Origin of the sequence: Faecalicatena orotica (assembly GCF_003149245.1) — a bacterium.
In the GTDB taxonomy this organism is placed as follows: domain Bacteria; phylum Bacillota; class Clostridia; order Lachnospirales; family Lachnospiraceae; genus Faecalicatena_A; species Faecalicatena_A orotica.
This window is the reverse complement of the sequence record NZ_QGDL01000002.1, coordinates 172,565-186,797: the sequence shown is the minus strand read 5'-3', so window position 1 is coordinate 186,797 and position 14,233 is coordinate 172,565. Positions and strand designations below refer to the sequence as shown.

Genomic DNA, 14,233 nt, shown 5'->3' with positions numbered 1-14,233 from the left:
TGGCGACTCTGCCTGACTACTCTACCATGATCTTAATAATCTCTTCGTTTGTCTCGCGCATTCCTTCCTTGCCGAGCCGGCCGACATTCTGGATTGTCTTCTCCACACCCTTTGTGATGATTCCGTCGCCTCCGTAGAACTGCTGCCCGCGGATATACATGTTATATCCAAGGATTCCCGCATCAACTGACGCTGCAATCTTAGCGGCACAGGATGCTTTTGCACCGTCGCAGACCATACCGGATACAATCGCAAGCGCATTCACGACTGTATGGGCGATCTCCTCATATCCTCCGCCGCACAGATACGCAATCCCGGCGCCCGCTGCCGCTCCGGCGCTTACCGCACCGCAGTACGCGGACAAGCGTCCGATGCCCGTCTTCTGATGGATCGCCACCAGATTCGATAATGCCAGTGCACGGAACATTTTTTCTCTGTCTGCTTTTAATTCCTTTGCATATTCCAGAACCGGAAGGGAACAGGTCATCCCCTGATTGCCGCTTCCGGAATTAATGATAACCGGGAGCTCACAGCCGTTCATTCTCGCATCCGAACCGGCAGCCGCCATCGCTTTCGCACGGTTTCTAACGTCGTCCCCATACGCCTCCAGAATCACGTTTCCAATATTCGCCCCGTAATTCCCGCGCAGACCCTCCTCAGCAATTGCGGTATTGTAATCGATCTGGCGCTGGAGAACTTCCCTGATATCCTCCACATCCACGGTCTGGACGAAATCCCAGATTCCTTCCACGGTCAAAAGGCTGCGGTCCGTCAGCCCTTCCTCCGACTCCCCGCGCACCGGGATATCCAGCAGGATCTCACCGTCCTTATCAATATGTACAATATTCGTATGGTAATTCGCAATCCGTACCTGTGCATAGGACTCGCCTGCAGAAACCGTCACGATAATATCAAACGTAATACCGTGGTCAATATGCTCTACTTTAATCTCCTTCTCCGCCAGAAACTCCTGCATCTCTTCGATCTCTTCCCGGGAAACCTCTGAGATAACTTCCAGTTCCTTCTCCGGGCGCCCTGCAATGATGCCTGCAACCGCTGCCGCCGGAATCCCTTTTAAATGGTCCGTATTCGGCACGATGACACTCTTCACGTTCTTAATAATACTCCCGCTTGCCCCGATATGTACCCTCTCCGGCAGGCACCCCAGCACTTCTCTCGCCTTTGCGGCAGCATATGCAAGCGCGATCGGCTCCGTACACCCCATTGCAGGAACCAGTTCTTCTTTCAGAATCTGTACATACGCACTATACCTTTCATCTGATTTTTTCATTTGACTTCTCCTTCCAAAACATACCGGAATCTATCCGATTCACATATTACAAATGTACACTATTCTGAACGAAAGTGCAAGAAATGTGGTGAACAAAAAAACTGCCGCAGCATGCATTTGACAGCACACTGCGGCAGACAATGATTTATTCTTTGCATGGACCGGTTGTCTTCCTTATGACCAGCGTCGGTTCCAGAATGACCCGCTCCGGTTTTGCGTCCTTTTCCTCCAGCTGCTTCAGCATCAGCCTTGCGGCGTGTTCGCTCATCTTATCCACATGCTGGCTGATCGTCGTCAGTTCAATCCCTTTCATGGCCGAAAACTCGATATCATCAAAACTCACTATAGAAAGGTCCTCCGGAATACTAAGCCCATTTTCCCTGCACCCGTCGATGAATCCGATCGCCGTCATATCGTTGACAACAACCATCGCGCTCGGACGTACCTTTAAGTCTTTCACGAAATTCCGGGCCAGCGTAATGCCGGTTTCCATCTTCAGGTCGCTTTCATAGACATATTCTTCATTGAAAGGAAGGCTGAAGTTACGCAGTGCCTGCCTGTATCCTTCGAAACGCTGTGAGGATGCAGAAGAGACTCCCGGCCCCCGGACAAATCCGATATGCTTATGTCCGAGTTCCAGAAGATGCATCACTGCCATATACCCTGCCTGAAAATTATCCGTCAGGACAGAGTCGCCTGTATATGAGGGCAGAATACGGTTGACAAGCACCATAGGGACATCCATCGAATGAAGCATGTCCTCCACGATCTCGGTCTGGGCCGTAATCAATATCAGCCCGGCAAAATTAAATTGTATTGTTAATTTCAGAAATTCGATTTCACGCTGGACGTCATATTCGCTGTTAAAAACCATGACCATATAGCCATGACTGTTCAATATCCTCTGAATGTTAAAAGCCAGATCCGCATAGAAAGGATTCCTTATATCTCCCAATATCAAAGCCACAATATTGACACGGCCCCTGCTAAGGCTTTGGGCGATTGTATTCGGTTTGTAACCAATCTCGTCCACCAGATCCAGAACTTTCTTCCGCAGCTCGTCCCCCACCCCACTGTTGCCGTTGATTGCGCGGGAAACAGTCGACTTTGACACACCCAGCATTTCCGCAACGTCTGAAATGCTATATTTTCCATTCTTCATAAAGTTGGTTTCCTTATATTTCCTCTGATATACAGATTTTATGCTAATATCCCCGCAAAATCAACCATTTTCTTACTTTATGGCTCCATTTTCCAACTTTATTGACGAAGTTTCGGCGCCCTGCTGTTAACCATCAGAATTGCAATCAGGATAATCCCCTGTATCAGAGACCTTAACCCTGCTGCCATGTTGAGCGCCTGAAGGATATTTGTAATCAGGATCAGCACCAGTGATCCAAGCGCGCCGCCGATAAATGTTCCCTTTCCTCCTGTCAGTTTTGTCCCGCCTATTACGACTGCTGCGACAGAGAGCATTGTGTAACTGCTCGCCATGTTCATCTGGGCAGTGCCCGCGTATCCGACGAGCATTAACCCCGCCAGCCCTGCGGTCGCCCCCGCAAAAACATAAGCCAGTATAATGACCAGACGGCTGTTGATCCCGCACAGATTTGCGGCATTCCGGTTATTCCCTGCGAGAAACAGGCTTCTCCCGTATCTGCTCCTGCGCAGGAAAAGAACTTCCAACACAACCAGCAGGATAATAATTACAGTAGGCAGGATTCTCAGCGGGCCGACAAGCGTTCTCGAGATACTCTGGAGCTCCGGGCTGACCGTGACAGACGGCTGCCCCTTCGTAACTAAAATTGAAAATCCGTTTACAACGCTCGACATGATCAGCGTCATGACAAGGGGCACCACTTTTAATACCTGCACACCAATGCCATTTAAAAGTCCCACGACCGCCCCCATCAGAATCGTAGCCGGAACCATCAGTGCAAAGGAAAGTGCACCACTTCCTACAGCCACCATCGGACCGAACAGTGCCGTCATCGACATAATTGCACCAATCGACATATCCAGCCCGCTGTCTCCTGAAATGATGACTGCTGCCTGCCCGATAGATGCCATTGTCAGGATAGAAGCCGTCATCAGGATACTTGAAATATTATTCATGGACAGAAAACCGGAACTCAGTACCTGACCGAGTATCATGAGCAGGATGCTCCCGACAATCGCGGGAAGATATGGATTGTTCAGCTTTTTTATCTTTTCCATTACTTTGCACCTCCTTTAAATACGCCGGTTATCTTTGCTTTCAGTTCCTTATCCGCCGCAATAATAGAGAACACAACACCAATCAGAAGTATCAGCCCCTGGATAAAACTCTGGACAAAGGAGCTTAAGTTTGCGGAAACCACGATGGAAATAAGGATACTTAAGAACGCCGCCCCGAAAATGCCGCCCCAGATGTTGCCGGTCCCGCCGTTCAGTGAAACACCGCCGATAACAGCAGCCGCGATGGAATTCATGCTCATGCTCGCCCCGATGGACGGACTGCCTGCGCAGGTATTTGCGCTGATGCAGATTCCTGCAATACCCGCGGCCAGCCCTGCAAACGTATGCACGAAAAACCTCAGCGCAACTACATTCACGCCGGACGCATACGCTTTCTTTACGTCTTTTCCAAGCGCAAACAGATGTAGTCCCGCCGGCAGTTTCATCACAAGGACCCAAATGAGTACCAGTATCAGGATCAGGACGATCGGTGTGGGGATAAAACCAAACAAATTACTGCTGTACCAGTCCGCGAAGCTGAAATCAATCGAGCCTCCGGGGTAGGGCAGTATCCACAGCGCAATCCCTGCAAAAGCCGTAGAAGTCGCAAAAGTCGTCAGCAGCGGGTTGACGCGCATGACCCCGATGATGAATCCGTTGATCATACCGCAGAGAACCGCACAGCCGAGGGCGATCAAAGCCGCAGCCACAACAGAGTAACCCTTTTCACACAAGGTCACAATAATTACATTTACAAGAGATACGATCGAACCAAGTGAAATATCCGTACCTGCTACGAGTATGGTCGCGGTAACTCCTATTGCCACGCAGATGGCCGCCGCATTAGTCGCAATAAATGACTGGAAAAATGACAGGCTCAGCCCTCCTGTGATCGCACCGTTAATGGCAAGAAATACGATAAAAAGCAGCAGGGAGGGAAACGCACTCCATGTTACAACTTTCTTTACTTTATTCATTCTACTGCACCTGCCTCTCTTTTCTTTTCACCTTCCTGCGGCATCGTATTTACAGGCATAGATGCAGCAGATATATTTTCTCTGTTAATCGCATCCCCTTCCAGAACCGCGGATACTTTTCCTTCATACATGACAATGACTCTGGATGTTTCTGCCATAGACGTGATGCTGACCAGTTCATCGTCATCGCTGGATATCATGATTACGGCATTTCCTTCTTTTGCAAGTTCTGCAAATACCTCATGAAGGTCCCCCCTTGCCTTGACGTCAATCCCTTTTGTCGGGTCGTCAACCAGCAAAAGCCGAGGTTTTGTACAGAGCCAGCGGCCTACCACCACTTTTTGCTGGTTGCCTCCGGAGAGTGAGGTGATCAGCTCACCCGGATTATCATAGCGGACATGAAAACTGTCCAGTATTTCTCTTGCATTACCGATCTTTTTGTGTTTAACCAGTTCCTGGACCGCCGCTATGTTTTCAGACAGATTCCGTTCCTGGAATGTCCCGTCTCTTTCTCTGTCACCGGAAATGAAGGCAAAGCCCTGTGCTACGGCCTGCTTCGCATTATGCAGCTTGTGGGCCTTGCCGTCGATCTCCAGTTCAATTTCCCCTGAAACACCATACAGTGCCCTGATCAGCTCTGTCTGGCCATGCCCCTGCAGACCCGCGATACCGATGATTTCTCCCTTTCCAATCTCAAGGCTTTCTACCGTTCCATAGGACGGGATCGGAATATGCTTCGCCCGTATAAATACATCCCTCTTCGTCCCCTGATGATGCTTTCCTTCACCATGATAGGATTCGATCTTTCTTCCGACCATCAGAGAAAGGAGCTCGTCTTCAGTCTTTTCCTGCATCGGGTAAGTCCCCAGAGTCTCCCCGTTCCTCATGATCGTTACACTGTCACACATGGCATACAATTCCACCATTCGATGAGAAATAAACAGGACAATACACCCTGTTTTCTTAAGCTCCCGGATAATATCATCTACGATTTCCACATCTTCCCGGTACAGCGCGGATGTAATCTCATCGATAATCAGAATCTTTGGTTTCTGTACCAGAGCCTTTGCCAGTTCCACCATATACTGCTGGTTAGCCGCCAGCTCCTCCACTTTCTTCCCCAGCAGAGATTCCAGATGCATCCGTTTCAGGATTGTTACAGCCTCTTCTTTCAGTTTCTTTCTGTCTGTAAATTTCCCCTTCACCGGGACATCACAGATGCAGATATTTTCTTCTACAGTCAGATTTCCAAAAAGGCTCAGTTCCTGGCTTGTCATAATGACATGATGCTTTTTCGCATCTTTCGGGGACTTAAAGTCAATAGGTTTCCCCTGAAACAGGATTTCTCCGCTGTCACGTCCGATCAGGCCGCCTATCACCTTCGCCAGAGTCGATTTCCCGGACCCGTTTCCTCCCAATATCGCCCTGACCTCCCCCTCTTCTATCTCCATCTGTGCCTGTTTTATTGCCACTACTGCCCCATAATGTTTCGATATATCCCGAAAAGCAAGTCCCATCGAATTTCCTCCTTATGTTTAATGAACAAAAGACCGGCGGACTTTACCTCATTGTCCGCCAGTCCATTTATAAGCATTTCTATATTTACTTATTATTCAAAGAACTGGTCAACCTCTTCCTGGGTAAGCCATCCGTCCAGTGCTGCTGTATCGGCGGAATCCTTAAGCAGGTCCACTGCTTCTTCCAGAGTGATTGCCTTTGTTCCGTTCAGTCCTTCCATCCATGCCGCATTCTGGTCTCCGTCTTTTGTAACAACATACGGCGGGTCAAGCATGATCGAATTGACCATGTTTTCGTCCATCGGATTTGCTACAAGAAGGTCTTCCTTCACAGTCTTTCCCTGAAGCAGGCGTACCGTAACGTCCAGTGCTGTTACGGCGCTGCCCGGTGCATAAGAAACGCCGATTGTTGTAAGGTCCGGCATAGTGCTCCATTTTGTAAAGAATGATTTTGTATAGTCACCTGTCATAATCTTAGGTTCTTTTCCTGCATTTTCGTATGCCTTGATGATACCTTCCCCCATAACATCCTGTGCCAGTACGGCGTCGATGTTGTCATAGCTTGATAAAAATGTCGTCATGACAGACTGTGCATCTGTCTCTGACCAGTTGCCGGGAGCGGAGCCGAGAATCTTGATATCCGGGTAATCTGCAAGTACATCCTTGTTTGCCTGTACACGTAAAGTATCGGCAGCATTGCCTGAAACACCTGAGATTTCAACGATATCGCCCTTTCCGTTTAACTGCTCTGCCATCCAGACTGCCTGGATTTTCTGCCAGCTGTAGTTATTTCCGCAGACACAGATCGTTCCTTCATAAGCGGCCGGATCGTTTGCAATTACTACCAGGATACCCTTCTTCTGCGCTTTTTCCACTGCTGATTTAATCGTTGTAGGAGAAACGGCATCGATCATAATCGCATCTACACCTGCATCGATCATTGCGTTGATCTGGTTTAACTGTTCCGTTGCATCACTGTTTGTATTAGAAACCATATAATCTGAGAGAACACCATCTGCCTTATACTCTTTGGCACGGTTCTCGAAGTCTTCTACCATCTGCGCACGCCACGTATTGCCCCAGTATCCGTTTGAAAATCCCACTACGAAGCCGCTGTCCTTATCTGACTTTGCAGCTGGTTCTTCTGTCTTCTGCGCATCGTCTTTTGGTTCATCCGTTTTCTTTTCCGGGCTGCTGCATGCAGCAAGTCCGAATACCATTAATCCTGCAAGCAAAACTGCCAATACTTTCTTCTTCATAAAATGATCTCCTTCTCTTTTGTTTTAAAGTACCTGAATAAATGTTTCCGCCCCGTCCTTAACCGCCGGTTCATGGCCCGGCAGGATATAGTGTGATGACTGCCGGATTCTCTGGAAACTCTCATACGTCTCCGGTACCATTACAACAATATTGGGCTCCAGATTCCCATTTACATTCTCTGCAACGTTACAGATATCACCGGATACACACACAACGCCCGCTTCTGTATGAAACAGTACTGACTGGTGGCCCCTCGTGTGCCCCGGCGTTGTAATCACCCGAAGTCCCGGAAGTATCTCCGCATCTCCGTTTAAAAACTCCCACTGAAAATAGTTGACTGCATTTTTGTCGTAGCATAAGCTGTCATAAAACGGCACTTCCGGAACAAGAGGTGCGAATGCTGCCTCCCATTCCTTTTTCTGTATGTAAAATTTCGACTTGCGGAACTTTGCGTTGCTTCCGCAGTGGTCACAATGGAGGTGCGTGTTGATGACGATATCAACCTCCTCCGGTTCCCATCCCATAATCCGCCTTACAGCCGCGACTGTGTCCTGTTCCGGGGTCTGGATAACCCCCGGCTCCGCCTTGCGGTACTCTTCCAGATCGCGTATCCCTGTGTCAACCAATACTTTATGTTCTCCGTCAGTTGCACCTGCACACCAGATAGGAACTGTAATCTGCTCCCCTTTTCCCTTGTAGTGAGTCATCGCGGAACGGTCCAGTACGATACTCCCTGCCTGGATAGCCTTTACTATCCACTTTTTCATAATGCATCCTCCTTTTCTGTTAGATATCGTTTTCATTATTTTCCTGCAACACCACCATCCATTTTTAGAAACCGTTTTCTCTCGTGTTGGCTCTACTATATCATCAACTTTTTCTAAAATCAACCGATTCTCTTCATTTTTTTGTGTTTCAGTATTCGTTTTGTTAAATTAATTCATTTTAGTCTTTCATTTTTGTGCACTATTCACATATTTTTAATTTAGTTTCTTTGTTTTCTTTCGCATTTATCTGAACATTCGAGATATACAAGTGTTTTGTTTTGTAATGCCGGAAATATTCAGATTATTTTGTGCACTTATTATATTTTTTCCATATATTTTTGTGTATTTTTACTCTATTGACTTTGAAAACATTCTGAAATAAGATTAGATTGTAACGCAACCGTTTTCTTTAAAAGGAGGTTCATTTATGTACCGTGGGACTGAACTCTGGAAAGATTTAATTTCCTTTCAGTTAACGCAACAGAAACTTAAAAGTGGCCGGGAAATCGAAACCTTCCCTGATATACCACACAATCTATACGAAGCTCTGTCAGATACCGCCGGGTTATATCCGGATAAGACAGCCATTATAGATCATTACGGGCGCACATGCAGTTATTCCTGCTTAAAAAAGTATGTGGACGGCTTTTCCTCTTATCTGATCAGCGAATGCCATGTCGGTTATAAAGACCGGGTCGCCCTGATGCTGTACAACAGCCTTGAGTTCTGCGTCGCATTTCTTTCTTTGATCAGAATAGGGGCCGTGACTATCCCCCTGCCGACGAAATATAAAGAGCAGGAAGTGAATTCACTGGTATCAAAGTCCGATGTAAGCCATATCATCTGCGATGAGGATTTCTATAGCTGGTTTTCCCGCTGTGAAAACAACGGTATCTTCGTCCTGAAGTCCGGTAACCAGGAGGCTGGGTATGGTTTTTCGGAATTCACATCAAAAGAGGCTGTTCCCGAAATGCCGGCAGATACAAGGGAAGATACCGCCCTTTTGATGTTTACTTCCGGGACAACATCCCAGAGCAAAGGTGTGGTAATCAAAAATTATAACATCATGCATGCGGTTGTCTCCTATCAGAAAGTCTTACACATTACAGAAAAGGATGTTTCCATCATCCCGATCCCGATTTACCACATCACAGGGCTGGTCGCTCTGCTAGGCCTCTTTGTATATGCCGGCGGAACACTGTACCTCCATAAGTATTTCAATGCCGGCAGGGTACTAACCTGCGTGAAAGAGCATAATGTCACTTTTCTGCATGCCTCACCGACAGTATTTTCCATGCTGCTTGCTGAATCCGGACATTTCCCGCATCTGCCGAGTTTAAAGACATTCGCCTGCGGAAGCAGTAATATGCCGAAAGAAAAACTGCGCCAGATCCATGAATGGCTTCCGCACAGTACGTTCCACACCGTTTACGGGCTGACAGAGACAACCTCCCCGGCATCCATTTTTCCCGGGGACGCCGGGGCTAGCTGCTTTATCGGTTCCTCAGGTCTTCCGATTCCCGGCACCTGCTTCCGAATCTTAAACGATGCCGGAGCAGAACTCCCGCCCGGCGCTGTCGGTGAGATCTGGATATCCGGAACCGTCGTTCTGGATTCCTACTATAAGACGGACACCCCTTCCCTGAAGGATGGCTGGCTCGGGACAGGAGACCTCGGATATTTCAACGAAGAAGGATACCTCTTCGTTGTCGACCGGAAAAAGGATATGATCAACCGCGGCGGGGAAAAGATCTGGAGTTTTGATGTGGAAAACGAAATCTACAAAATAGAAGGAGTCGAAGACACCGCAGTTGTCGGCATCCCGGATGAGATCTACGGCGAAGTTGCCGCAGCGGTCGTAAAATCACTGCCCGGTATGATTCTCACGGAGGAATCCATTCAAAAAGAGTTAGGCGGCAGAATTGCAAAGTATAAGATTCCGGCCAGAGTCCTTATTCTGGATGAAATCCCCGTCACCCCGAACGGGAAGGTAGACAAAAGAACTATTAAAACTTTACTTTTATCTAAACCAGGAGGTTAAAACTATGAGGAAACCTGTATTTGTAACCGGAGATGAAGCCGCTGCCATGATCCGGGACGGCAGTACCATCGCCACCATAGGCATGACGCTCGTCTCTGCATCCGAGACAATCCTAAAAGCCGTGGAAAAACGCTTTCTCGAAACAGGAAGCCCGAACCACCTTACACTCGTCCATTCCTGCGGGCAGAGCGACCGCGACCGTGGGATACAGCATTTTGCCCACGAAAAAATGCTGTACCGCATCATTGGCGGGCACTGGGGACTACAGCCGAAGATGATGGAACTGATCGCCGGCAATAAAATCCTTGCCTACTGCATCCCCCAGGGCCAGTTCGCACAGTTGTACCGCAGCATGGCGGGAGGAGAACCGGGCAAGATCACAAAGGTTGGTCTGGGAACCTTCATTGATCCGCGCATCGACGGTGGAAAAATGAACGAAATTACGAGGTCCGCCCCTGATATCACAGATGTCGTTACCATCGGCGGCGAAGAGTATATGCGTTACAAACCAATCCCGCTTGACTATTGTATCATCCGGGGGACATATGTAGACGAAGCCGGCAATTTGACGACAGATGAAGAAGCTATGAATCTGGAAGTCTTCTCCGCCGTGATGGCGTGTAAGAAGTTCGGCGGCACGGTAATCGCGCAGGCCAAGTATAAAGTAAAATCGGGAACGCTCCACTGTAAACGAGTGACGGTCCCGGGTATTTTTATCGACGCCGTCGTCATGTGCCCAAACCCGGAGGAAGACCACCGGCAGACACACAGTTTTGCCTTTGACCCGGCATACTGCGGTGATATCAAAGTCCCAGCCGATAACTCCGATGCACTCCCGCTGACGGTCCGCAAAGTAATCGGGAGGAGGGCACTGATGGAGCTTCGCGAAAACGATGTCCTCAATGTAGGGACCGGAATACCAAACGATGTGGTCGGTCCGATTATCGCGGAAGAACAGATTGATGATGACGTTACAATCACCGTAGAATCCGGTATCTACGGTGGAATCCCGATGGGAGGGATTGATTTTGGCATTGCCAAAAATAATTTTGCCCTCCTCAGACATGACGACCAGTTCGATTACTACAACGGGGCCGGCGTGGACGTGACTTACATGGGCGCCGGGGAAGTGGACAGTGACGGCAATGTAAATGCCACAAAACTTGGGCCGAACCCGACCGGGGCCGGCGGCTTCATCGACATCACAACGAATGCAAAGCATGTCGTCTTCTGTTCCTCATTCACCGGGAAAGGACTGGAGTGCTCTTTTAAGGGGGACAGGCTCCATATTGACAGGGAAGGCTCCCTCATCAAATTTGTAAACAAGATTCAGCAGATTTCATATAACGGAAATATTGCACGCGGCAAGCACCAGAAAATGCATTACATAACAGAAAGGGCTGTTTTTGAGCTGCGCCCGGAAGGACTTGTCCTGACCGAGACAGCTCCCGGCATAGACCTGCAGACGCAGATTCTTGACCTCATGGAATTTAAACCAATTATAAGCCCTGACCTAAAGGAAATGAATCCTGCCATCTTCCGTGAAAACGGGCCTTTTGGACTCAGGGATTTCATTCATACCAATCAATCATAAAGGAGGATTTATCTATGCGCTTAAAAGACAAAGTTGCTATCGTAACAGGAGCAGGACGCGGTCTCGGAAAAGGGATTGCCGTAAAACTTGCGGAGGAAGGGGCAAAGGTCGTAGTTGCCGACATGGCACCTGCCGATGATGCCGTGTCTGAGATCCGCAGCACAGGAGGCACGGCCTGCGCATTCCCCGTAAACGTCGCAAAGCAGGAAGAAGTCAGGGCTCTGGTCCAGTTTGCTATCGATACTTATGGCACTTTGGATATCATGGTCAATAATGCGGGCATCAACCGTGACGGAATGCTCCATAAAATGCCCGCCGAAAACTGGGATACGGTTATCGCCGTCGACCTGACCGGAACCTTTTACGGAACTCAGGAGGCCGTGAAATACATGCGTGGCAAAGGTTCCGGAAGAATCATCAATATTTCCTCCGGCAGCTGGCTTGGCAACATCGGCCAGGCTAACTACGCGGCAGCAAAAGCCGGTGTTGTCGGCCTGACAAAGACTGCTGCAAGAGAAAATGCAAGAAAAGGAATTACCTGCAATGTTATCTGCCCCGGCTTTATCGAGACAGATATGACCGTAAAATTAAAGGAAGTCAACGATGGAGCCGCATGGGACAGCATGATGGGCAGGATCCCGATGGGTTATGCGGGAAAACCGTCCGATGTAGGAAATATGGTCGCTTTTCTGGCATCTGATGATGCCGCATATATCACTTCTGAAGTCATCAATGTCGGCGGCGGTATGATCGTCTGACACTCATAGAAAGGAGATTTTGCCATGAATCATTTTAAAGATGTTGTTATTGTCAGCGGGGTCCGTCTTCCTGTCGCAAGTTTCGGAGGGAGCCTGAAGGATTTGTCCGCTATCGATATGGGCGCAATGGTTGTAAAAGAGGCCGTAAACCGTGCAGGCATCCAGCCATCCGATGTCGACGAAGTAATTATCGGACAGGTCGGACAGATAGCCGAAAATGGCTTCGTTGCAAGGGCCATCAGCCTGAAAGCAGGCATGCCGAAAGAAACGACTGCCTATTCAGTCAACAGACAGTGTGGTTCCAGCCTGCAGGCTATCGCCGACGCTGTCATGGAAATCCAGACCGGGTTCGCCGATGTCGTTGTTGCAGGCGGGGCAGAGAGCATATCCCAGCTGCCGTACTATGTAAAAGACGCCCGCTGGGGAGCCCGCATGGGACACAAAACCTTCGAGGACGGGGTCATTGACATCCTCACATGGCCGATGGACGGTAACCACAACGGTGTTACCGCAGAAAACGTAGCCACAGAGTATCACGTTTCACGTGAAGAACAGGATGCTTTCTCACTCCAGAGCCACCAGCGGGCATGTACCGCCATAAAAGAGGGCAAATTCAAGGATGAAATCCTGCCCGTAGAACTGAAAGACCGGAAAGGGAATGTAACCGTGTTTGATACGGACGAGGGGCCAAGAGACGGTCAGACTATCGAGAAGCTGGCAAAGCTGCGGCCTTGCTTTGTAAAGGACGGGACCGTAACCGCTGGCAATTCTTCCAGCCTGAATGACGGTGCAGCCGCGGTTGTCGTTATGTCGAAGGAAAAAGCAGAGGAGCTGGGAGTCGTGCCGAAGTTGAAGATCGAGGGCTATACCGTTGCCGGATTCGATGCCGAACTGATGGGATATTCCCCGAAATTCTCAAGTGAGCAGCTGGCAGAGAAGCTTCACATCAGCCTGAAGGATATCGACATGTTTGAGATCAACGAAGCCTTCGCAAGTCAGGCATACGCCGTAAGCAGAGATCTGGGGCTTGATATGGAGAAAGTCAATATATACGGGGGCGGAATCTCTATCGGACATCCAATCGGGGCCACCGGAGCAGTCCTGACCGTAAAGGTGCTGTATGAATTAATGCGTACCGATAAAAAAGATGCCATGATCAGCATGTGCATCGGGGGCGGGCAGGGGATTTCCATGTATTTCACAAAATGCTGATGAATCCATTTTTCATAACTGATGGCTGCCTGCAAAAATAGATACCTGCGTGAAAGCGCTAAGAAAGCCGGCTTCTGGTCTTTCCAGAATACCGGCTTTCTTCCTTTACTTTTCGTCCGCCCTGAATTTTTCACCGTCAGGCCCGCTGTCTTTCTCAGGCAGCGTTCCTTTTCCGTACATACGCCTGAATCTTATCCAGCAGTTCTCCACAATCATCACTGTGGATGACAAGCTCGACATGGTCGGCTTTGCTGATTGCTATTACACCTAAAATGGATTTTGCATCTACTATATTTTTCCCGCTTTTAAGATCGACATCGTATTCACACTGATTCATAATATCCACAAACTCAGTAATATCTTCTGGCTGGCGAAAACAAATCTGAACTTTCTGCATGTCCTGTTTTCCTCCTTTACTTTGTGTATATGGTTATTTTATCCATAATACTGGGATTTATTCCCTAAAAGCAAGGACTTTATTTGTAAATTACTATGTCGCTATTTGCAGAATTATGTCGAATCATGCTGTAATAGCATAAAAAGGACCCGTTCACGTCTTTTCTTCCGTAACGGGCCCCTTGTCTTTGACTTAAATTTTC

At 48.6% G+C, this 14,233-nt stretch carries 12 protein-coding genes; 4 read left to right on the top strand and 8 right to left on the bottom strand.

What is annotated here, in order from left to right; genetic code table 11:
• Positions 1–16 precede the first annotated feature (16 nt).
• The 7 genes from A8806_RS04700 to A8806_RS04670 all read right to left on the bottom strand — a co-directional run bounded on the left by A8806_RS04700 (position 17) and on the right by A8806_RS04670 (position 8,029).
• Positions 17–1,291: an L-cysteine desulfidase family protein gene (locus A8806_RS04700; protein ID WP_109730027.1), complete on the bottom strand. Its 1,275-nt coding sequence runs from the start codon at positions 1,289–1,291 to the stop codon at positions 17–19.
• Positions 1,292–1,436: 145 nt separating this feature from the next.
• Positions 1,437–2,453, bottom strand: coding sequence for a LacI family DNA-binding transcriptional regulator (locus A8806_RS04695; RefSeq protein WP_109730026.1), 1,017 nt, complete (start codon positions 2,451–2,453; stop codon positions 1,437–1,439).
• A 98-nt stretch (positions 2,454–2,551) separates the two neighbouring features.
• The gene (locus A8806_RS04690) at positions 2,552–3,508 is read right to left on the bottom strand and encodes an ABC transporter permease (RefSeq protein WP_109730025.1); all 957 of its coding nucleotides are present in this window, start codon (positions 3,506–3,508) and stop codon (positions 2,552–2,554) included.
• The gene (locus A8806_RS04685) at positions 3,508–4,485 is read right to left on the bottom strand and encodes an ABC transporter permease (RefSeq protein WP_109730024.1); all 978 of its coding nucleotides are present in this window, start codon (positions 4,483–4,485) and stop codon (positions 3,508–3,510) included. Before A8806_RS04685 ends, A8806_RS04690 begins: the two co-directional genes overlap by 1 nt.
• Positions 4,482–6,002 (bottom strand): sugar ABC transporter ATP-binding protein, encoded by a 1,521-nt coding sequence (locus tag A8806_RS04680; RefSeq protein WP_109730023.1) that lies wholly within the window; start codon positions 6,000–6,002, stop codon positions 4,482–4,484. Before A8806_RS04680 ends, A8806_RS04685 begins: the two co-directional genes overlap by 4 nt.
• A 92-nt stretch (positions 6,003–6,094) precedes the next feature.
• Complete coding sequence (locus tag A8806_RS04675; protein WP_242995951.1) at positions 6,095–7,261, bottom strand: substrate-binding domain-containing protein; 1,167 nt, start codon at positions 7,259–7,261, stop codon at positions 6,095–6,097.
• Between the two features lie 24 nt (positions 7,262–7,285).
• Positions 7,286–8,029, bottom strand: a complete 744-nt coding sequence (locus A8806_RS04670; RefSeq protein ID WP_242995950.1) for an N-acyl homoserine lactonase family protein — start codon at positions 8,027–8,029, stop codon at positions 7,286–7,288.
• A 427-nt stretch (positions 8,030–8,456) separates the two neighbouring features.
• On the opposite strand from A8806_RS04670, the gene A8806_RS04665 reads away from it, so the two are divergent.
• From A8806_RS04665 to A8806_RS04650, 4 genes are read left to right on the top strand one after another with little or no spacing between them, the layout of a single operon-like run.
• Positions 8,457–10,070, top strand: coding sequence for a class I adenylate-forming enzyme family protein (locus A8806_RS04665; RefSeq protein ID WP_109730022.1), 1,614 nt, complete (start codon positions 8,457–8,459; stop codon positions 10,068–10,070).
• Positions 10,071–10,074: 4 nt separating this feature from the next.
• Positions 10,075–11,664 carry an acyl CoA:acetate/3-ketoacid CoA transferase gene (locus A8806_RS04660; RefSeq protein ID WP_109730021.1) on the top strand — a complete coding sequence of 530 codons (1,590 nt, stop codon included), beginning with the start codon at positions 10,075–10,077 and terminating at the stop codon, positions 11,662–11,664.
• 14 nt (positions 11,665–11,678) lie between these two features.
• Positions 11,679–12,422 (top strand): 3-oxoacyl-ACP reductase FabG, encoded by a 744-nt coding sequence (gene fabG, locus A8806_RS04655; RefSeq protein WP_109730020.1) that lies wholly within the window; start codon positions 11,679–11,681, stop codon positions 12,420–12,422.
• A 24-nt stretch (positions 12,423–12,446) separates the two neighbouring features.
• The gene (locus A8806_RS04650) at positions 12,447–13,634 is read left to right on the top strand and encodes a thiolase family protein (protein WP_109730019.1); all 1,188 of its coding nucleotides are present in this window, start codon (positions 12,447–12,449) and stop codon (positions 13,632–13,634) included.
• Positions 13,635–13,788: 154 nt separating this feature from the next.
• Here the strand turns inward: A8806_RS04650 and A8806_RS04645 are convergent, their stop codons facing one another.
• A complete protein-coding gene (locus tag A8806_RS04645; RefSeq protein ID WP_109730018.1) occupies positions 13,789–14,031 on the bottom strand; it encodes an HPr family phosphocarrier protein in 243 nt (80 codons plus the stop codon).
• Positions 14,032–14,233: the final 202 nt, after the last annotated feature.